Raw genomic sequence first — 19,545 nt, 5'->3', positions numbered from 1 at the left:
GGGTAGCTGGCCGGCTTTCCGCACCAGGGGGCGGAAAGCCGGCTACTCCGTTTCGAACTCGGCCAGCAACCGCGCCGAAGCATCCTTTTTGGACAGTCGGACGGCGCTGTCGTAAGCCGCCCGGTAACGCTGCTCGCCGAGCTCCGCCCGCACCTGGTCGGCCAGCTCGGCCAGCTCCGGGTCCCCGTCGTCGAAGGCTCCGCGCAGGCAGTGGCTGGCGCCGAGCGCCCAGGCCGCGAGCTCCGGATCGCCTTCCTGGTGGAACAGCCGCGCCGCGACCTGGGTGGCATGCGCGACGTCGGGCATGTCGCCCCGCTCGGTGGCGGAAAGGATCGCGGACGGCAGTCTTTTCCTTGCCTCAGCGGAATTTCCCTGCGACACCAGCAGGGCTGAGGAGTAGACCGCGAGCCACTCGTCCCCCATCCTGGCGGGGAACGGAACCTGCGGAAGCATCGCGGTCAGTTCCGCGACCATCGCCTCGGCTCTCGCGAAATCGCCGGTCCGGCGGGCCAGGTCCAGCGCGATGAACTTCGAGATCGCCTTCAACTCGATCCGCCCGGACGCCTCCGCGCCCGCATCGGCCTCGCGCAGGTCACGCCAGGCACCGTCGATGTCGCCCGAGCGCATCCGTTCCGCGGCCAGCCTCGTCAGCTGCTGCACCTGGTCGTCGGCCGAGTTCAGCTCCTTGGCCAGGGCCAGGCCCTGGGTGAAGCCCGCGATCGCCCGCTCGTGCTCGCCGCGGACGGAGTACGAGCCGGCCTGCATGGCGAGCGTCATCGCGATCCCCCAGCGGTCGCCCACCTGCTGAAACCCGGTGACCGCCCGTTCCCTGGCCTGCTCGCTGCCCTTGAGATCGCCTTTGTCGTCGAGGATGAAGCCCTCGACCCAGCTCGCGCAGGCCTGTGCCCATGGGTCCGGGTTGTCGAGCGACCGGCGCATCTCGCGCTCCGCCAGCTCCGGGTCACGCGCCATGAACGACAACATCGGCAGGGCGAGACTCAGCGCCGGGTAGCGCTCGACCGCTCCGGTGCGCACGCATTCGTCGATCAGTACGTGCAGGTCGAACGACGGGACCATGGTGGGTACCGCGTCGAACAGGTTGTGCATCGTCTTGAACGCGGCGTATGCGTAGTCCGGGATCCGCCCTTCGAAGGCGAGCACGTCGGCGAAGAACTCGCCAGGTGAATCGTTGATCCCGCTGATCACCCAGTACCAGTACAGCGCGACCACCAGCCGGTACGCGGTTTCGGCGTCGTCGGTGTCGATGGCGCGGCGCAGGGCGGTGATCATGTTGTCCTGCTCGGTCTGGAACACCGAGATCGCTTCGAGCTGGTCCGCGCGGCGCAGCATCGGCTCGTGCCGCTCGGCCAGATCGAGGAAGTACGCCGCGAACCGGCGGGTGATCTCGGCCCGCTCACCGGCCTCGTCCAGCCGTTCCTCGCCGTACGCGCGGATCGTCTCCAGCATCCGGTACCGGGGTTCGGCACTGTCTATCGTGTCGACAATAGACTTCTCGACCAGCGAGCCGAGCACGTAGAGCACGTCCTGCTCCGGCAGCGACTCGTCCGCGCAGATCGCCTCGATCGCGGAAACCGTTGCCCCGCTGGGAAAAAGGGACAGCCGCCGGGCCAGCACCCGTTCCGGCTTCTCCAGCAAATCCCAGCTCCACTCGACCACGGCGCGCAAGGTGCGCTGCCGGGGCAGCGCTGCCCGGCTGCCCGAGGTGAGCAGCCGGAACCGGTCGTCGAGCCGGCGCGCGATCTGGTCCACGCTCATCGAGCGCAGCCGCGCCGCGGCCAGTTCGAGCGCCAGCGGCATCCCGTCGAGCCTGCGGCAGATCTCGCGAACCGGGCCGGAAGTGGCCTCGTCCATGGTGAAGCCGGGGCGCACGGCGGCGGCCCGTTCCACGAACAACCGTTCCGCGGCCGGGAGTTCCAGCGGGCCCAGATGGCACAGCGTCTCGCCGGTCACCGCGAGCGGCTCCCGGCTGGTGGCGAGGATACGCAGCGTCGGCAGCCTGGTCAGCAGCTCGTGCGCGAACTCGGCGGCCGCGCCGATCAGGTGCTCACAGTTGTCCAGCACCAACAGGGCTTCGCCGCCGCGCAACAGATCCACGACGCGGCCGAGCGCGTCCATCGCCCCCAGTTTCGGGGCGCTGTTGAGCAAATGCATGTCGAGCGAGCCGAGCGCGCCGAGCACGGCGCCGGTCACATCGGCCCCCGTGCGGACGCTGGCGAGCGGCACGAACCAGACCCGGCCGTGTTCGTAGGCCGGATGCCGGATCGCCGCTTCCGTTGCCAGGCGGGTCTTTCCGGCGCCACCCGGCCCGACGAGGGTGACCAGGCGCGCGGACGACAACGCGGCCGAGAGCAGTTCGAGCTCGCCGTCCCGGCCGACGAAACTGGTGAGCCGGACCGGAAGCTGGTCACGTTCCGGGCGAGGCTTCGCGATCTCGCCACGCAGCACCGCGAGCTGGGTCTGACGGAGTTCGGCGGAGGGATCGACGCCCAGCTCTTCGGCGAGGATGGCGCGGGTCTGCTCGTACACCGCCAGCGCGTCGGACTGCCTGCCCGCCGCGTACAGGGCGCGCATCCGGAGCCCGGCGAGCCGTTCGCGCAGCGGATTCGCGGCCCCTTCGGCTTCCAGGTCGGCGAGGATCTCGGCGTACCGGCCCAGCTCCAGCTCCGCTTCGAAGCGGTCCTCGATCGCCGCCGCGCGCAGATCCGCGAGCCGGGCGGCCGGTGCCTGTACGAACGGGGCGTCCACCACATCGGACAGCGCCTCGCCCTGCCACAGGGTGAGCGCTTCGGTGAGGGCGGCGGAGGCATCGGCGTGATGCGCCGCCGCCAGTTCTCGTCTGCCGCGGGCCGCCAGCTGTTCGAACCGGTGCGCGTCCACTTCCTCGACCTTGAGCAGGTACCCGCCGCCGGCCGAAGTGAGCCTGCCGCTGTCGCCAAGTGCTTTGCGCAGGCGGGACACGAGGGACTGGAGCGCGTTCGCCGCGTCGGCCGGGGGCTCGGCGCCCCACAGCCCGTCGACCAACGCCTCCGCGGTGACCGGGCGATTGGCGTCCAGCGCGAGCCTGGCCAAGAGCATGCGCAGGCGAGCGCCGCCGACTTCGATCGGCGCCCCGTCGTCCGCCCGGACCCGTACCGGGCCGAGAACCGAAACCTGCACGATTCCACCTTCCCAGAACACGGGGACCAGACGTGCGCTGACTCCCTACTCAAGGCGGGATTTTCCCGGCAAAACGGTCGCCTGCCGGAAATCGTCGTACCCTCGCGCTACCGTCGCAGGCAGTCGATTCTCAGGGGGTTCTCAATGACCTTGCGGCGGGTGGCGCTGCTGGTGGCGACCGTGGCCGGGCTCGTCTTCGGCAGCGGAGCCGCCGACGCGGCCCCGCCGGCGGCCGGTTCGGACGGCGCCGGGGACAGCTACTACCCGCAGGACGGCAACGGCGGATACGACGTCGCCGACTACCACCTGACGGTCGGTTACAACCCGGCCACGCATCAGCTCAGGGGAGACCAGGTGATCACCGCGCGCGCCACCGAGTCGCTGCGCTCGTTCAACCTGGATCTGGAAGGCCTGACGGTCGACTCGGTGCGCGTCAACGGAAAGGTGGCCGCGTTCAGCCGCAACGGCGAGCACGAGCTGACGGTCACCCCGCAGCGGCCGCTGCGCCGTGGCGAGGGCATCGTCGCGGAGGTCGTCTACCACGGTGTGCCCGCCCCGATCAGCGATCCGCTGCTGGGCGACAACGGCTGGCAGTACTCGGCGTCCGGCGGCGCGTTCGTCGCCGGGGAGCCGCATTCGGCGGCCACCTGGTACCCGGTCAACGACACCCCGAAGGACAAGGCCACCTTCCACCTGTCGATCACCGTGCCCAAGGAGTGGGGCGTGATCGCGAACGGCCGCGAGGTGGGCACCCACGGGAATACGCACGTGTGGGCGGAGGAAACACCCGTGGTGCCGTACATGACCACGGTCGGCATCGAGCAGTGGGAGTTCCAGCGCGGCCGGCTCGGCGACGGCACGCCGGTGGTGAGCGCGTTCGCCCCCGGCACGAGTGACGCGACGAAGGCGGCCGAGGCCCGGCTGCCCGAGATCCTCGACTTCCTGGCCTCGAAGTTCGGCCCCTACCCGATCGACGCCGCCGGCGGCATCTTCCTGGCCGAGCCGATCGGCTTCTCGCTGGAGACGATGAGCAGGCCCATCTATTCGGGCCGCGCGGGCAACATCCAGACGATCGTGCACGAGAACGCTCACCAGTGGTACGGGGACTCGGTGGCGGTCGAGGACTGGAAGGACGTCTGCCTCAACGAATGCTTCGCGTCGTACGCGCAGTGGCTGTGGTCCGAGGCGAAGGACGGGCAGGATCTCGACACCCGCTACCGCAGCACGGTCGCCTCGGCGAGCGCGCAGTTCTGGGCGGGCAAGCTGTACGACATGGGCCCTGGCAAGGAGTTCACGTCCGTGTACAGCAAGGGCCCGATGGCGCTGCACGCGCTGCGCCGCCAGATCGGGGACAACGCGTTCAACCTCGTGCTCCGCACCTGGCCTGCCTTGCACCGCAACGAAAACGCGAGCCTGCCGGAATTCCAGCGGTACGTGGAGCGCGTCTCGCACCAGAGCCTGCAGGGCTTCTTCGACGCCTGGTTTTACGGCAACAGCAAACCGGCCGACCAGTACCTGTACCCGGGTTCGCTCAAACCCCAGGCTTGAGGTTCCGAGGTCTGCGGGGCGAGCTTTCGTTGCGATTCGACCAATGCGGCCGAAAGCGCAGCAAGGAGTGGGCGCCTTCGAAACCGTGCTGAGCGACTACCTCGGCCTCGACCTGGATCTGGCGAGTCTGACCGGAGACGACGACGGATGGAGCCGCACCGAGGCGGTTCTCGACCCGGCGAAGCTGATCGCGGCCACTTCTCGCCCAGAACCCTGCCGCGGCCCCTCGCCCTGCAGCAACGCTCCAATTTCCCACTGGACAAGGAAATCCTCGCCACGGCCGAACACGGTCCTGCACATCAGCGCCGTGTGACCCCGGCAATGAGAAACGCCCCCAGGGAACGAATCCCTGGGGGCGTATCGCTGCTTACCCGAGTTACTCGGCCTCGGTCTCGCGGTCGCCCGCGGCACCGATGGACACCGGCGGGGCGTCCGGCACCTCGAGCGGCTTGGACTCGCCGCGGAAGGTGAAGTGCGCCTTGTCGTCCTTGTCCTCGGGGTTCCCGCTCCAGCCCTCGACGTCCACGATGATGATCTGACCCGGCTGCACCTCGCCGAACAGGATCTTCTCGGACAGCTGGTCCTCGATCTCCCGCTGGATGGTCCGGCGCAGCGGACGGGCACCGAGCACCGGGTCGAAGCCGCGCTTGGCCAGCAGCGCCTTCGCCTTGTCGGTCAGCTCGAGCGCCATGTCCTTGGCCTTGAGCTGCGTCTCCACGCGGGTCGCCATCAGGTCCACCATCTCGATGATCTGCTGCTGCGTGAGCTGGTGGAAGACGATGATGTCGTCGATCCGGTTGAGGAACTCGGGCCGGAAGTGCTTCTTCATCTCCTCGTTGACTTTTTGCTTCATCTTGTCGTACTTGGCTTCGCCCTCATTGCCGGACGAGAAGCCGAGACTCACGGACTTGGAGATGTCCTGAGTGCCCAGGTTCGAGGTGAAGATCAGCACCGTGTTCTTGAAGTCGACCGTGCGGCCCTGACCGTCGGTGAGGCGACCGTCCTCCAGCACCTGCAGCAAGGTGTTGTAGATCTCCTGGTGCGCCTTCTCGATCTCGTCGAACAGCACCACCGAGAACGGCTTGCGCCGCACCTTCTCGGTGAGCTGGCCGCCCTCTTCGTAGCCGACGTACCCGGGAGGGGCGCCGAAAAGCCGCGAAGCGGTGTAGCGGTCGTGGAACTCGCCCATGTCGATCTGGATGAGCGCGTCGTCCTCGCCGAACAGGAACGCCGCCAGCGCCTTGGACAGCTCGGTCTTACCGACACCGGACGGACCGGCGAAGATGAACGAGCCCGACGGGCGCTTCGGGTCCTTCAGGCCGGCGCGGGTGCGGCGGATGGCCTGCGAGACCGCCTTGACGGCGTCCTCCTGGCCGATGATCCGCTTGTGCAGCTCCTCCTCCATGCGGAGCAGACGCGTGGTCTCCTCCTCGGTGAGCTTGAACACCGGGATACCGGTCCAGTTGGCCAGGACCTCGGCGATCTGCTCGTCGTCGACCTCCGCGACGACGTCCAGGTCCCCGTCCTTCCACTGCTTCTCCCGCTCGCCCTTCTGGCCGAGCAGCGTCTTCTCCTCGTCACGCAGCCGGGCGGCGCGCTCGAAGTCCTGCGCGTCTATCGCCGACTCCTTGTCACGGCGGACGGCCGCGATCTTCTCGTCGAACTCGCGCAGGTCCGGCGGCGCCGTCATGCGACGGATACGCATCCGGGCGCCGGCCTCGTCGATCAGGTCGATCGCCTTGTCCGGCAGGAACCGGTCGTTGATGTACCTGTCGGCCAGGGTGGCCGCGGCGACCAGCGCGGAGTCGGTGATCGACACGCGGTGGTGCGCTTCGTAGCGGTCACGCAGACCCTTGAGGATCTCGATGGTGTGCTCGAGCGAGGGCTCGCCGACCTGGATCGGCTGGAAGCGGCGCTCCAGCGCGGCGTCCTTCTCGATGTACTTGCGGTACTCCTCGAGCGTGGTGGCGCCGATGGTCTGCAGCTCACCGCGGGCGAGCATCGGCTTCAGGATCGAAGCCGCGTCGATCGCGCCCTCGGCGGCACCCGCGCCGACGAGCGTGTGCAACTCGTCGATGAACAGGATGATGTCGCCGCGGGTCTTGATCTCCTTGAGCACCTTCTTCAGGCGCTCTTCGAAGTCACCGCGGTAGCGGGAACCGGCGACCAGTGAGCCGAGGTCGAGCGTGTAGAGCTGCTTGTCCTTCAGCGTCTCCGGGACCTCGCCCTTGACGATGTTCTGCGCCAGGCCCTCGACGACGGCGGTCTTGCCGACGCCGGGCTCGCCGATCAGCACCGGGTTGTTCTTGGTACGGCGGGAAAGCACCTGCATGACCCGCTCGATCTCCTTGCCGCGCCCGATGACCGGGTCGAGCTTGCCCTCGCGGGCGGAAACCGTCAGGTTGCGGCCGAACTGGTCGAGCACCAGCGAAGAGGACGGCGTGCCCTCGCCGCGGCCGGCGCCGGCCTCGGCCGGCTCCTTGCCCTGGTAGCCCGACAGCAGCTGCAGCACCTGCTGGCGCACGCGGTTGAGGTCCGCGCCGAGCTTGACGAGCACCTGTGCGGCGACGCCCTCGCCCTCGCGGATCAGGCCGAGCAGGATGTGCTCCGTGCCGATGTAGTTGTGGCCGAGCTGCAGCGCTTCGCGCAGCGACAGCTCGAGCACCTTCTTGGCACGCGGGGTGAAGGGGATGTGTCCGCTCGGGGCCTGCTGGCCCTGGCCGATGATTTCCTCGACCTGCTGGCGGACGCCCTCCAGCGCGATGCCCAACGATTCGAGCGCCTTGGCGGCGACACCCTCACCCTCGTGGATCAAACCCAGGAGGATGTGCTCGGTGCCGATGTAGTTGTGGTTGAGCATCCTGGCTTCTTCCTGGGCCAGGACGACCACCCGCCTCGCGCGGTCGGTGAACCTCTCGAACATTCCCACTCCCTCGACTGCTGCGCCGGCGGTGAGCCTCCATCACGAGCTTCGGATGGATTCAGCACCGTAGGTCCACTGTAGTAGCCAACGCCGCGCGCCGGACTACCACTGGGTCGGATTACGTCACAGAAGTCAGCACGCCGGCGGGGGCCGGCGATCACGTCTTCGCTGGTTACTGACTTCCTGTCCAACGTGTGGACACGGCCGTGGATTCCGCGCCGCGCCATTGTCCGCTCAGCGCGAACGCCCGCACTGGCGAGTTCCCGGAAAGACTGTAAGGTAAGGCACGCCTAACACTCGTTTGGAGCAGAGGGGGCCGCCATCGACACCGTCCGGCTCCGCTCCGCGCCCACCGGGCTCGCGGCCTCGGTCGCATCTGCCGCGGCGCGGCAGCGACGCGTCAAGTTCCGCGCTGACCTGCCCGAAACCGGCGGCTGGCAGCGCTGTTCGGAGTTGCTGGACGACGTCTCGCGGTTCGACGTATGGCGGAAACTGCTCGGCGAATGGCTGCGGGAACGCTTCGGCGAGGCACCGGATCGGACCACCGCCGGTTACGTCATGTCGTGGTACCTGCACGTGCCGGCTTACGCCGCGGCGTTGCTGATGTCCCACGAAAGAAGGGTTCCATTACTCCGGCCAGGCGAACTTGCCTTCCGGCTCGGCAACGACCGGCCACACCCGGATGCGGTCGCCGTGCTCGGAACCGAGTTCTACTGCCTGCCCGACGACCCCGGCGCGGCTGATCCCGAGGCCACGGTCGTCGCCGATGAGCACGCGCTGGCCGCCGTACTGCGCGCCCGTTATATCGCGCACGTGGCGAAATTCATCCCTGCCTACGCGCAGGCCACCAGGCTCGGCCGCCGCACGCTGTGGGCGGCAGCGACCGATGCGCTGGACAACGCGCTGTGGTGGGTGGGCAGACAGGACGGCAACGAGGCGGCGGGCGTCGCCGACGCGGCGCTGGTCCTCGACGCCCGGCACGCCCCGCTCACCTCCGCTTCGGCGCTCCGGCTTTCGGCCGACGGCTGGACGCGGCGGCGCGAGAGTTGCTGCTTCTCCTACCTGTTGCCGGACGAGTCCGAATGCGCCGAATGCCCTCGAATCTGCCCTAGGTGAGTTTCGCCACAGAAGGACGGCGAACGGCCGGTGTGAGCGCGCCGGTGTCGAGGCGGTCTTGGACAAACATGACAGCTGGCCCGCTCCGAAGTTCACGCTGACCCGAGCAGTGCCCGGAACCGCGCGAGTCCGTCGAGTGCTACCGCGACCATTGTGGAATCGATTGCTGGGGACGGAAGTCGGAATAGATCCAAATGGGGCCGGCCACGGCCGCCGGCCCAACGTTATGCGACACTCGCCACCGAGCTGGGTTATAGCGGTAGGCGTGATTTCACCGTCCGCGTAGAACTGTGTTCAAGAATGCTGACGCGCCGACGAGCAGGCCGCGGTCCGCGTCCGTCTGCTTTCGATCGGATTGGTAACCCGCGACAAGGGCCGCCGGGAAGATTCCCGGCGGCCCTTGCGACAAGCTTTGCGAACTCGCCTCAGTTCTTCTTGTGGTAGGCCTCGACGACCTCCGAGGGGATACGCCCGCGGTCGGAAACCTGGTAGCCGTTCTTGCGCGCCCAAGCGCGAATAGCCTGGTTCTGCTCCCGATCAACCGAAGCCGAGCTGGCGGCAGGCTTGGCCGAAGGACGGCCGGCCCGCTTCCGGCCACCCGCACGGCGCGCGTGCTCGACATACTGAGCCAGCGCGTCGCGCAGCTCTTCCGCGTTTTCGCTGGAGAGGTCGATCTGGTAGTTGATCCCATCCAAACCGAACTCGACGGTCTCATCCGCCTCAGAACCGTCGAGGTCGTCCACGAGGGAGACCAGCACCTTCTGTGCCATCAGTTTCCTCCTGTTTTGTGCCAGCCAGAATGTTCAGGTGGGGCGAGCGCCCCAGTCAGAAGCCATTGACTACGACATTAATACCCGTAAACGCAGCGTAGTGCAAATCTCGTTTGCACGGTCACGGCTATTCCGGACGCACCAGCGGGAACAGGATCGTCTCCCGGATACCAAGACCGGTGAGTGCCATCAGCAACCGATCGATACCCATTCCGACGCCACCCGAGGGCGGCATTCCGTACTCCAGCGCGCGCAGGAAATCCTCATCCAAGCGCATGGCTTCACTATCTCCGGCCGCGGCCAGCCTTGACTGCTCGACCAGCCTTTCCCGCTCGATCACCGGATCGACCAGCTCCGAGTAACCGGTGGCGAGCTCGAAACCGCGTACGTAGAGATCCCACTTCTCCGCGACGCCGGGCACACTGCGGTGCTGTCTGGTCAATGGCGAAGTCTCGATCGGGAAATCGCGCACGAATGTGGGCGCGTGCAGATGATCGCCGATCAGATGCTCCCACAGTTCTTCCACGAGCTTGCCGTGTCCCAGTTTCGGATCCGGCTCCAGGCCGTGGGCCTGCGCGAACGCACGAAGTTCCGGCACCGTGGTCTCCGGGGTGACTTCCGCACCGAGGGCCTCGGACAACGAGCCGTACATGGTGAGACTGGTCCATTCACCGGACAGGTCGTAAGTCGATCCGTCGGCGAGTGTCACTTCGAGTGTGCCGAATACCGACTGTGCGGCTTCCTGGATCAGCTGCCTGGTCATCACCGCGTTGGTGTCATAGGTCGCATACGCCTCGTAGAACTCCAACATGGCGAATTCAGGCGAATGCGAAGAGTCGCTGCCCTCGTTGCGGAAGTTGCGGTTGATCTCGAAGACCTTCTCGATCCCGCCGACCACACAGCGCTTCAGGTACAACTCCGGCGCGATGCGCAGAAAGAGGTCGATATCGAAGGCGTTGGAGTGGGTGGTGAACGGCCGGGCCGCCGCGCCGCCGTGCAACGTCTGCAGCATCGGCGTTTCCACCTCGACGAACCCGCGGCGTTCGAAGGAATTGCGCAGGGAACGCACCACGGCGGCCCTCGTGCGCACGACATCACGCGCCGCCGGACGCAAGATCAAGTCGACATATCGCTGACGGATGCGCGTTTCCTCGGCCAGTTCCTTGTGCGCGACCGGCAGCGGGCGGACCGCTTTCGAGGTGATCTGCCACGAGTCGGCCATAACCGAAAGCTCACCGCGCCTGGAGGTGATCACCTCGCCGTGCACGAAAACGTGGTCGCCGAGGTCGACATCCGATTTCCAGGCCGCGAGTGCGTCGGCACCGACGCCGGCAAGGCTGATCATCGCCTGCAACTCGGTGCCGTCGCCTTCGCGCAGAGTAGCGAAACAGAGTTTGCCGGTGTTCCGCATGAACAGCACGCGGCCGGTGACGCCGACGATCTCACCGGTCCGCGCATCGACCGGCAACCCGGAAAACTTGGCCCTGATCTCGGCGAGGGTATGCGTTCGCGGGACCTCGACCGGATAAGGCTGCCCACCCTCCGCGATTATCCGGTCGCGCTTGGCCCGGCGAACCCGCATCTGTTCCGGCAGGTCGTCATCGGGCAAGGGGCGCTCGGAAGCGGCGGAATCGGTCATGCGCATAGAGTACGAACCCCGCCGGGCGCGGAGCCAACCGGATTACGTTTTCGGCGAATAGGATTGGGTGCGTGACCGAGCACACCGCCGAGCAGGAACTGCGTTCCCGGCGCGCCCGATCCTTCGGGGCCAGCGCCGACGCCTACGCCGAGCACCGACCCGATTACCCGCTTCCGGCATTGCGCTGGGGATTACCCGAAAAAGCGGAACATGTCCTCGATCTCGCCGCGGGAACGGGAAAACTTTCCGAAGGCCTGCTGGCGCTGGGCCTGCGGGTCACCGCGGTGGAACCCGATCCGGAAATGCGCGCGGAACTCACCCGCAGGCAACCAGGGGTGCCGGCGCTCGCCGGAACAGCCGAGAACATCCCGCTGCCCGACGCCGAGGTCGACGCGGTCGTCGTCGGCCAGGCGTTCCACTGGTTCGATGTCGAGCCGGCGCTGACCGAGATCGCCAGGGTGACCCGGCCCGGCGGCATGGTGGCGGCGTTATGGAACCACGACGACATCTCCGTGCCGTGGGTTGCCGAGTTCGGCCAACGGGCGCGCACCGGGGTGAGCCGCCAGTGGACCGTGCCGGGCTCGGACCTGTTCTCCCACGAGGCGTTCGAGAACTTCGAGCGGACCCGGTTCCCGCACGTCCAGCGCCGCACCGCCGAATCGCTGGTGGAAACCGTGGCCACGCACTCGCATTTCCTGGTCATCTCCGCCGAGGAACGCGAAGCCAAACTGGCGGAGTTGCGCGATTTCCTCGCGGCGACACCGGAAACCGCGCACGGCGAGTTCGAACTGCCGCTCGTCACCACCGTGATCCGCGGAGTGCGCAAGGGCTAGCGAGTCTGGCGCTCGTACGCCAGGCGCAGCCCCAGCAAAGTCAGTTCCGGCACATGTTCGGTGATCGTCTCCGATTCGGCGACCACCAGCGGGGCGAGGCCGCCGGTGGCCAGCACCACGACCGGGCCATCGGCGGACAGCTCCTTCACGATCCGCCTCACCAGCCCGTCGACCTGGCCCACGAACCCGTACAGGATCCCGGACTGCAGGCATTCCACGGTGTTCTTGCCGATCACCGACCGCGGCGCCACCAGCTCGACCTTGCGCAGCGCCGCCGCACGAGCGGCCAGTGCGTCCACCGAGATCTCGATACCGGGCGCGAACGCGCCACCGAGGAACTCACCCTTCGCCGAGATCGCGTCCACGTTGGTGGAGGTGCCGAAATCGACCACGACGCAAGCGGTGTTGTGCAGGTGGTGCGCGGCAAGCGTGTTCACCAGCCGGTCCGCGCCGACCTCACGCGGGTTGTCGACCAGCAACGGGACCCCGGTCCGGACTCCGGGCTCCACAACGACTTTCGGCACGCGCGGGTAGTAGCGGCCCAGCATGACCCGCAGCTCGCGCAGCACCGCGGGCACCGTGGACAGCGCGCTGATCCCGGTCACCTCGTCGGCGTACGAACCCAGCAGCCCGCGCATGGTGAGCGACAGCTCGTCGGCGGTCATCTGCGCGTCGGTCCGCATCCGCCAGTCCGCGATCAGCTCCTCGCCGTCGAAGAGCCCGAGAACGATGTTCGTATTGCCGACGTCTATGGCCAGCAGCAACTAGCTCTCCGCGTGCAGCAGTGCGTCGAGCCGGGCGGCGTCGACGGTCTCGGCGGTGGGGAAGGCCGGCTCCCCGCCCGGCTGGACGATGCTGACCGAACCGCTGAGCAGCCCGGAACCCTCGGGCGCGAACCCGGCGTCACCGCCGCGGTGTGCGATCCGGTTGTCCTCGTCGACGAAGACGATCCGCGGCTGGAAGGACGTGGCCTCGGCGTTGGTCATCTGGGCGTAGGAGATCAGGATGACCAGATCGCCTGGGTGCACCAGGTGGGCGGCGGCGCCGTTGATGCCGAGCACCCCGCTGTCGCGCTCGCCGGGGATCACGTAGGTCTCCAGCCGCGCGCCGTTTGCGATGTCCACAATGGACACCTGCTCGCCCGGCAGCAGGTCGGCGGCCTCCATCAGGGTCTGATCGACGGTGACCGAACCGACGTAGTGCAGATCGGCCTGGGTGACCGTCACGCGATGGATCTTGGACTTGAGCATGGTGCGGAACATGGTGGCTCTCCCTCATTCCCCTGCGTTGCCGAGCAGCACGGCGACGTTGTCGATCAGCCGGGTCCGGCCAACGTGAGCGGCAATCAACAACCGCGCCTCCCCATCGACGGGCGCGGGACCGAGATCGGTTCCACGCAGTTCCAGATAATCGAGCGAGACCTCCGGCCGCGCGGCCAGCGTTTCCCGCGCCGCGGCCAGCACCGCGTCGGCCCCTTGCAGGCCGGCGTGCGCTCCCGCGGCCAGCGCCGCGGACAGCACCACGGCGTCGGCTCGTTGTTCCGGGGTCAGGTAGACGTTGCGCGAGGACAGCGCGAGGCCGTCCGTCTCACGCACCGTTGGCACCCCGATCGGCCTTGTCGCCAGGTTGAAATCGGCGACCATCCGCTTGATCAGCACCAGCTGCTGGTAGTCCTTCTCCCCGAAGAACGCGTAGTCCGGGCGGATGATGTTGAACAGCTTGTTCACCACGGTGAGCATCCCGGAGAAATGCCCCGGCCGGTGCGCGCCCTCGAGCTCGTCGCCGAGCGGGCCGGGGTGCACCGTGACCGCGCGGCCCGGCAGGTACAGATCGTCGGCCTTGGGCACGAACGCCAGGTCGACCCCGGCCTCGGCCAGCTTCTCCAGATCGCGGTCCAGCGGGCGCGGGTACGACTCGAAGTCCTCGCCCTCGCCGAACTGCAGCGGGTTCACGAAGATCGAGGCGCCGACGACCGTGTTCGGCAGGCGCTTGGCGCGGCGCAGCAACTCCAGGTGCCCGGCGTGCAGCGCGCCCATTGTCGGGACCAGCGCGACCTTCCGGCCGACCGAGTGCAGCGCGGCCGCGACCCGGCTGACGTCGTCCGGGGTCTGGAAGACGTTCAGCTGCCCGCGGGTGAATTTCGGGATGGGAGTCACTTCGGTCCTTCGAGCAGTTCGGTGATTTCGGCGGCCGCGCCGGCGCCGAGCAGGCCGGCCGCCGTGGCCCTGGCGGCTGTCCGCCGGGCGAGCGCCGTGTAGCAGGGTTCGATCTCGGGCGCCGCGTCCGCGAGCACCTCCAGATGCTTGCGGACGGTGCCGACATCGCCACGTGCCACCGGCCCGGTCAGGGCCCGGTCGCCGTGACGCAAAGCGTTGTCCAGTGCCGCTGACAGCAGCGGGCCCAGCATCCGCTCCGCGTTCGCTATCCCTGCTCCGCCAAGGAGTTGCAGGCAGTCCGCGACGAGGGTGACGAGGTTGTTCGCGCCGTGCGCGAGCGCCGCGTGGTAGAGCGGGCGCGCGGATTCGGGCACCCGCACCGGCTCGCCGCCCATCTCGACGGTCAGCGCCTCGCCGACGTTCCAGGCCGCCTCGTCTTCCGGGGCCGCGGTGACGCCGATGGTGCAGGCGGCCATCCGCTGCAGGTCTTCCTCGCGGCCGGTGAAGGTCATCACGGGGTGTAATGCCAGCGGCAGCGCCCCGGCTTCGGCCGCCGGATCCAGCACCGCCACACCGTGCGCGCCGGACGTGTGGATCACGATCTGCCCCGGCCGCCAGGTCTTCGTCGCGGCGAGTCCTGAAACCAGGCCCGGCAAGGTGTCGTCGGGGACCGCGAGCAACACCAGATCGGCCGCCGTGACCACCTCGTCCGGCGGCAGCAGCGGGACGCCAGGCAACAGGCGTTCAGCGCGCTCGACGGACGCGGCGGAGATCCCGGAGGCGGCGACGACGCTGTGCCCGGCACGCGTAAGCGCGGCGCCAAGCACGCTGCCGACCCGGCCGGCGGAGACCACTCCGACGCCAAGCCGGGCGGGCCTCATTGCGTGCCCCTTTGGACGCACATGGCAAGAAACTCCTCAACTCGTTCCAGTCCCGCTCTTCCAGGCGCGGGTACCGGACGACGGCGCGAGAGTAGCTCGAAGCCGGACGGGCCGACCGGCGTTGGTGACAAGCTTCACCCGTCCTGGGGCATCCCGGCTACGCGTTTTCCCCCGCCAGCCGGACGGCTTCGGCGCGGGAATTCCGCAGGCTGGTCAGCAGTTCCTGCTCACGGCGCGGGCTCTGCCCGGTCGGCTTCGCGCGTTTCAAGAACGCCAGCTGGGTGACACTCGCCTGATACGCCGCCACCGCCTTCGCAGCCCGCCGTCCGGACTGCCGCCGGGCCTGTCTGCGCCACTGCCGCCTGCCGGTCAGGCTGGACAGCAGCTCGACCTCCGAGGCCGCGATCCACCGCGCCTGCACCATGTTCGGCAGCGCCGCGACGATGATCCGCTGTTCGCGCCGTCGTTGCAGCAGCACCAGCAGGAAGACCGCGATGAACATCGGCACGAAGATCAGGAAGTACACGTTGAGGAACGTCTTGGCGCCACCGAGCGTGGCGGCGCCGTTCCACAACGCGTGCAGGAAGACCGCGCAGACGTAGCCGGCCAGCGGAGCCAGAATCCTGGTGGCCTTCGAGGCCGACCCCGCCGCCACGCCGAGCCCGATTCCGGTGAGCGTCGCGAACAGCGGATGCGTGAACGGGGAGAGCACGCCCCTGAGCACGAACGCGGCGACCACTCCGGCGCTGGTGCCGTCGCCGAACCCGTAGTCGGCGAAGGCCCGGCCGAAGTAATAGATGTTCTCGGTGAAGGCGAAGCCGGCCGCGGTGAACCCGGCGTAGACGATGCCGTCGATGATCCCGTCGAACTCTTCGCTGCGGCGCAACAGGATCGCCAGCACGAACGCGCCCTTGGCCGCCTCCTCGACCAGCGGGGCCGAGACCAGCGCACTGACCCGGCTGCCCTTTCCGTTGCCCAGCAACAAATCCCCGACTGTCTCGGCGGTGTTGTTGATCAGCAGGGCGGTGATCGTCGCGATACACGCGCCGTAGGCGAACGCGAGCAACAGCAGTTTCGCCGGCTCCGGCTCCCAGCGGTCGATCCACAGGAACGCCGCCACCACCACGGCGACCGGGATCAGCGCGGCGGCCATCCCGATCGCGACCGCCAGCAGGCCGACGCGCACGGTGGCGAGCGCGAGCAGGGTCAGCCCGCATACCGCGACCACGATGAGGCCGAGCACGGGCAAGAGCACGGTGATCCTGCGGGGAGCCGTCACAGCCCGGCACTCTACGGTGACGCTCCACGCACTCCGGAGAGTGCTGTGGCGGGCGCCTCAGTCTTCGGCGCGGCGGCGCCTTCGCGGGATCGCGTCCGTGGTGCCGTGCGCCTTGAGTAGATCGCTCACCGAACGACCGGACGCGTGCGAACCCGTCGGCGTGCCCTCCTCGAGCGCGGGTCGGTAGCCCGAGGACTCCGCCACGCGGCGGCCGTTCGACTCTGGCACGGCCCGATAGCCCGACGACTCGCCGGACCGGCGCCCGGCCTGCGGCGCTGCCCGGTAGCCGGACGACTCACCGGACCGACGCGGCGGCGCGTTACGGTAGCCCGACGATTCGCCGGTGCGACGCGGCGGCTCGATGGGCGCTTGGTAGCCCGAGGACTCGCCGCGGCGGACTTCGGACATATCCGGTTTGGCGTGGCTGCCGGAGTGCTGGCCGCCGTTCGACGTGCCCCATGACGGCGGTTCGCCTTCCGCGCGTCGCCTGCGGCCGCCGCCCGAGGTCTCGGCGGGCGACTCGTCCTCGGAGCGACGGCGACGGCCACCGCCCCGGGCTTCCTGCGCGGCGCGACGCACCTCGACGGGCAACGTCGGATTGCTCGGCGACGGCAGTTCTTCTTCCGGCGGCTTAACCGGTTCCGCCCTGGCCACCACGGGCTCGGGGTGGCGGGCCGGCGCCGGCTCGGGGGTCTTGGGCGCGGTGTTGCCGTTCTCCCCGCGATCACGGTTGAAGCGGCCTTCCCACGAAGGCGTCCAGTCGGCGTCCACCGGCTTGGACATCTTCGTCGGCTCTTCGACGGGCTCAGGCTCCGGCTTCTCCGCCTTCGCCCGGCGCGCCCGCTCAGACGGACTGAACGCGGGGCGGGTCGACTCGGCGCGAGTGTCACGCCGCTGCTCACGCGGCGGCGTCGCGGGCGCCTGCACGCGGGTCTGCTCCGCGCGGGCTTCGGCGGCGGCCTTCGAAATGCTCGACGCGGCCGAAGTGCGGTTCGGCAGTGGCTGATCGTTGTTCGGCGGGCGCCGCGGCGGGAGGTCCAGGGAACGCTCTGGACGGCGTGGCTCCGGCGCGGCCGGACGCCCACCGGCCCGCGCCGGCTGTTTTTCCCGGACGCGGTCCATGAACTGCGTCGGCCGCTCCTTCGGCGGCGTGGGAGCCGCTGTCAGCTGCGCCGGGGTGCGATTGCCGTTGCCCGAGGCGGGTTCCACGACGCGCTGTTCCTCGCGAAGCGCACGCATCCGCGTTGCCTGCGCAGTGAGCGCGACGCGCTCCAGAAGCACTTCGCCACCGAAGAGCGACTGCAGGTTGTCCCGCAGCGCGCTCACTTCGGCGCGCAGGGCGTCGAGTTCGTTCCGGGAATCGGCCTGCACCCTGGAACGGGTTTCGGCCTCGATTTCCAGCTCGTACTCGCGCCGGGCCGCGATCTCCCGTTCCAGTTCCAGTTCGTAGACCTCTTGCGCCTGCGCGACGGCTTCTTCCGTGCTGGCAGCGCTCTTGCGGTACTTGACCGCGAGGAACGCTCCGACGAGTGCGGCCCACAGCGCGGCGACGATGCCCAACCGTAGGTAGCGGATGTCGTCGGCCAGCACGAGTGCCAGGGTCGCGGCCAGGGCGAGGGCCAAGCCGACGACGAACCACGGCCTGCCCAATAGGCGGCCGCGCGAGTCGTCACCCACGCCAGTCATGCCGAACACCGTACCCTCTAGTTATTCGTTTGAGACCTAGTCGGTACTTCGAGCGGTAGCTTCCCCGCGTTAACCGGTCGAGTGATTATCGCGATCCTGATCACGCCGCTCTGGCGTGCGGCAGCAGTGTTCCAGCCACAAAGCCGCCGGTACAAGTAGCGCGGCACTGATCAAGCCGATGATCGCGCTGCGTGAGTCTCCGGCGGCCGCCGATACCTCGTTGACACGTGGCAGCAGAGCCACTAGAGCGCCCAGCCACGCGCCGAAGAACAAGGCTCCCAGCAAAGAGGACGCTTTCGCGAGCGCCACCGCCCGGGCGACTGCGATCGCGCCGACGAGCCGGCCGGCCTTGATCCGGCTCCGGATGGACAGCGCCAGCACGAGTTCGATCACCGCGATCACGAGCAGGGTCACCCCGGCGAGCCGCGGCAGTTCCGGCAGCGAGCCGTAGGCGAATTCGAAGGCGAGATACGCCAGCACCAGCCCGATCAGCCCAGCGGTCACCAGTTCACGGGGCCGCGTGAAATGCATGGGGCCTACGGTACCCGTAACGACTTGACCCTCCAGTCGCTGGAGACCGCAACATGAAGGACGTGAGCAGGAAGTTCACCATCGGCGAGCTGGCACGCCGGACCGGGCTGAGCGTGAAGACGATCCGGTTCTACTCCGATGAGGGGCTGCTCCCGCCCACCGACCGCACGCAGTCGGGCTACCGGCTCTACGACACCACGTCGCTGGCCCGGCTCGAACTGATCCGCACCCTGCGCGAACTCGGCCTCGGTCTCGGTGAGATCGCGCAGGTGCTGGCCAGCGAGACCACCGTGCCCCGCCTGGCGGCCCGGCACGTGGACGCGCTCGACGAGCAGATCCGCCGGCTCCGGCTTCGCCGGGCAGTGCTGCGCGCGGTCGTGAAGCGCGAATCCGAACTGGAGGAAGTGAAGCTGATGAACAAACTGGCCTCGATGTCTGACGACGAACGCGCCAGGCTGCTCGACGAGTTCTGGGCGGAGATGACCGAGGGCCTCGACGTGGACTCGGCGTTCTACGACAGGCTGCGCTCGGCGAAACCGGTGTTGCCCGACGATCCGAGCCCGGAACAGGTGGAGGCCTGGGTCGAGTTCGCCGAACTGATCCAGGATCCCGCCTACCGGCGGGCGATCCGGAGCATGAGCGAACGCCATGCCGCGGTCCGGGCCGCGGGGGTGAACCCGCAGCCCCTGCCGGTCCAGCAGGAAACGTTGTCCGGCTGGACGGACCGAGCGCAGGCGTTGCTCGACAAGGGAAGCGCACCAGATTCGAAACCGGCACAGAAGCTGGCGAGTGAGGTGGAACGCAGCGGTGTCGGCCTGACCCGGCAGGAACTGGCCGACCGGATCGAGCGGCACAACGACGCACGGGCCGAGCGTTACTGGCAGCTGCTGGCGATCATGAACGGCTGGCCGCCGATTCCCAGCCGCTCCGCGGCGATGGCATACATCGTCGCGGCGCTGCGCGCCTGACCGACCGGGCTCCGGACAGCTGCGGGCGCCCGCAGGTG

The 19,545-nt window shown here is 68.4% G+C and carries 16 protein-coding genes; 5 read left to right on the top strand and 11 right to left on the bottom strand.

From position 1 onward, the window contains the following. Nucleotides 1-42 precede the first annotated feature (42 nt). Nucleotides 43-3,177, bottom strand: a complete 3,135-nt coding sequence (locus tag VHD82_RS24160) for a BTAD domain-containing putative transcriptional regulator (protein WP_325708184.1) — start codon at nucleotides 3,175-3,177, stop codon at nucleotides 43-45. 144 nt (nucleotides 3,178-3,321) lie between these two features. On the opposite strand from VHD82_RS24160, the gene VHD82_RS24155 reads away from it, so the two are divergent. Next, entirely contained in the window at nucleotides 3,322-4,725 is a 1,404-nt protein-coding gene (locus VHD82_RS24155) for a M1 family metallopeptidase (protein WP_325708181.1), read from the top strand. Between the two features lie 43 nt (nucleotides 4,726-4,768). Further along, nucleotides 4,769-5,038 carry a hypothetical protein gene (locus VHD82_RS24150; RefSeq protein ID WP_325708178.1) on the top strand — a complete coding sequence of 90 codons (270 nt, stop codon included), beginning with the start codon at nucleotides 4,769-4,771 and terminating at the stop codon, nucleotides 5,036-5,038. Nucleotides 5,039-5,101: 63 nt separating this feature from the next. Here VHD82_RS24150 and VHD82_RS24145 read toward each other — a convergent pair whose 3' ends face one another. Continuing rightward, complete coding sequence (locus VHD82_RS24145) at nucleotides 5,102-7,648, bottom strand: ATP-dependent Clp protease ATP-binding subunit (RefSeq protein WP_325708174.1); 2,547 nt, start codon at nucleotides 7,646-7,648, stop codon at nucleotides 5,102-5,104. 321 nt (nucleotides 7,649-7,969) lie between these two features. On the opposite strand from VHD82_RS24145, the gene VHD82_RS24140 reads away from it, so the two are divergent. After that, on the top strand, nucleotides 7,970-8,764 hold the full coding sequence (locus tag VHD82_RS24140) for a (2Fe-2S)-binding protein (RefSeq protein ID WP_325708275.1): 795 nt from the start codon (nucleotides 7,970-7,972) through the stop codon (nucleotides 8,762-8,764). Between the two features lie 425 nt (nucleotides 8,765-9,189). On the opposite strand, the gene VHD82_RS24135 is transcribed toward VHD82_RS24140, so the two are convergent. Together VHD82_RS24135 and lysS are read right to left on the bottom strand one after the other, a co-directional pair. Next, the gene (locus VHD82_RS24135) at nucleotides 9,190-9,534 is read right to left on the bottom strand and encodes an Lsr2 family protein (protein WP_325708171.1); all 345 of its coding nucleotides are present in this window, start codon (nucleotides 9,532-9,534) and stop codon (nucleotides 9,190-9,192) included. Nucleotides 9,535-9,661: 127 nt separating this feature from the next. Beyond that, nucleotides 9,662-11,173 carry a lysine--tRNA ligase gene (lysS, locus tag VHD82_RS24130; protein WP_325708168.1) on the bottom strand — a complete coding sequence of 504 codons (1,512 nt, stop codon included), beginning with the start codon at nucleotides 11,171-11,173 and terminating at the stop codon, nucleotides 9,662-9,664. A gap of 71 nt (nucleotides 11,174-11,244) precedes the next feature. On the opposite strand from lysS, the gene VHD82_RS24125 reads away from it, so the two are divergent. Next, a complete protein-coding gene (locus VHD82_RS24125; RefSeq protein ID WP_325708164.1) occupies nucleotides 11,245-12,006 on the top strand; it encodes a class I SAM-dependent methyltransferase in 762 nt (253 codons plus the stop codon). On the opposite strand, the gene VHD82_RS24120 is transcribed toward VHD82_RS24125, so the two are convergent. The 7 genes from VHD82_RS24120 to VHD82_RS24090 all read right to left on the bottom strand — a co-directional run bounded on the left by VHD82_RS24120 (nucleotide 12,003) and on the right by VHD82_RS24090 (nucleotide 18,539). Further along, nucleotides 12,003-12,770 carry a type III pantothenate kinase gene (locus tag VHD82_RS24120; protein WP_325708161.1) on the bottom strand — a complete coding sequence of 256 codons (768 nt, stop codon included), beginning with the start codon at nucleotides 12,768-12,770 and terminating at the stop codon, nucleotides 12,003-12,005. The two genes, VHD82_RS24125 and VHD82_RS24120, sit on opposite strands and share 4 nt — an antisense overlap. Next, nucleotides 12,771-13,268: an aspartate 1-decarboxylase gene (panD, locus tag VHD82_RS24115; protein ID WP_325708159.1), complete on the bottom strand. Its 498-nt coding sequence runs from the start codon at nucleotides 13,266-13,268 to the stop codon at nucleotides 12,771-12,773. A 12-nt stretch (nucleotides 13,269-13,280) separates the two neighbouring features. Then, on the bottom strand, nucleotides 13,281-14,162 hold the full coding sequence (panC, locus tag VHD82_RS24110; RefSeq protein ID WP_325708156.1) for a pantoate--beta-alanine ligase: 882 nt from the start codon (nucleotides 14,160-14,162) through the stop codon (nucleotides 13,281-13,283). Continuing rightward, nucleotides 14,159-15,043 carry a Rossmann-like and DUF2520 domain-containing protein gene (locus VHD82_RS24105; RefSeq protein ID WP_325708153.1) on the bottom strand — a complete coding sequence of 295 codons (885 nt, stop codon included), beginning with the start codon at nucleotides 15,041-15,043 and terminating at the stop codon, nucleotides 14,159-14,161. Before VHD82_RS24105 ends, panC begins: the two co-directional genes overlap by 4 nt. A 157-nt stretch (nucleotides 15,044-15,200) precedes the next feature. Next, a complete protein-coding gene (locus tag VHD82_RS24100; RefSeq protein WP_325708272.1) occupies nucleotides 15,201-16,298 on the bottom strand; it encodes a PrsW family intramembrane metalloprotease in 1,098 nt (365 codons plus the stop codon). A gap of 81 nt (nucleotides 16,299-16,379) precedes the next feature. Continuing rightward, on the bottom strand, nucleotides 16,380-18,008 hold the full coding sequence (locus VHD82_RS24095) for a DUF6779 domain-containing protein (RefSeq protein WP_325708150.1): 1,629 nt from the start codon (nucleotides 18,006-18,008) through the stop codon (nucleotides 16,380-16,382). Nucleotides 18,009-18,077: 69 nt separating this feature from the next. Then, nucleotides 18,078-18,539 carry a DUF3180 domain-containing protein gene (locus tag VHD82_RS24090; RefSeq protein WP_325708147.1) on the bottom strand — a complete coding sequence of 154 codons (462 nt, stop codon included), beginning with the start codon at nucleotides 18,537-18,539 and terminating at the stop codon, nucleotides 18,078-18,080. Nucleotides 18,540-18,592: 53 nt separating this feature from the next. Between VHD82_RS24090 and VHD82_RS24085 the strand changes: the two genes are divergently transcribed. Continuing rightward, nucleotides 18,593-19,507, top strand: a complete 915-nt coding sequence (locus tag VHD82_RS24085; RefSeq protein ID WP_325708144.1) for a MerR family transcriptional regulator — start codon at nucleotides 18,593-18,595, stop codon at nucleotides 19,505-19,507. The last annotated feature ends 38 nt before the right edge of the window (nucleotides 19,508-19,545 follow it).

The organism is Amycolatopsis sp., from assembly GCF_035546795.1.
Classification (GTDB): Bacteria; Actinomycetota; Actinomycetes; order Mycobacteriales; family Pseudonocardiaceae; genus Amycolatopsis_E.
The sequence above is the reverse complement of the archived record's forward strand: the minus strand, read 5'-3'. Positions and strand labels throughout refer to the sequence as shown.

Excerpts from the sequence above, each read along its gene's own strand:
- VHD82_RS24150 (WP_325708178.1), top strand. The coding sequence starts at position 4,769 with ATGCGGCCGAAAGCGCAGCAAGGAGTGGGCGCCTTCGAAACCGTGCTG.
- VHD82_RS24145 (WP_325708174.1), bottom strand. The coding sequence starts at position 7,648 with ATGTTCGAGAGGTTCACCGACCGCGCGAGGCGGGTGGTCGTCCTGGCC.
- VHD82_RS24135 (WP_325708171.1), bottom strand. The coding sequence starts at position 9,534 with ATGGCACAGAAGGTGCTGGTCTCCCTCGTGGACGACCTCGACGGTTCT.
- panD (WP_325708159.1), bottom strand. The coding sequence starts at position 13,268 with ATGTTCCGCACCATGCTCAAGTCCAAGATCCATCGCGTGACGGTCACC.
- VHD82_RS24095 (WP_325708150.1), bottom strand. The coding sequence starts at position 18,008 with ATGACTGGCGTGGGTGACGACTCGCGCGGCCGCCTATTGGGCAGGCCG.
- lysS (WP_325708168.1), bottom strand. The coding sequence starts at position 11,173 with ATGACCGATTCCGCCGCTTCCGAGCGCCCCTTGCCCGATGACGACCTG.
- VHD82_RS24090 (WP_325708147.1), bottom strand. The coding sequence starts at position 18,539 with ATGCATTTCACGCGGCCCCGTGAACTGGTGACCGCTGGGCTGATCGGG.
- VHD82_RS24155 (WP_325708181.1), top strand. The coding sequence starts at position 3,322 with ATGACCTTGCGGCGGGTGGCGCTGCTGGTGGCGACCGTGGCCGGGCTC.
- VHD82_RS24085 (WP_325708144.1), top strand. The coding sequence starts at position 18,593 with ATGAAGGACGTGAGCAGGAAGTTCACCATCGGCGAGCTGGCACGCCGG.
- VHD82_RS24105 (WP_325708153.1), bottom strand. The coding sequence starts at position 15,043 with ATGAGGCCCGCCCGGCTTGGCGTCGGAGTGGTCTCCGCCGGCCGGGTC.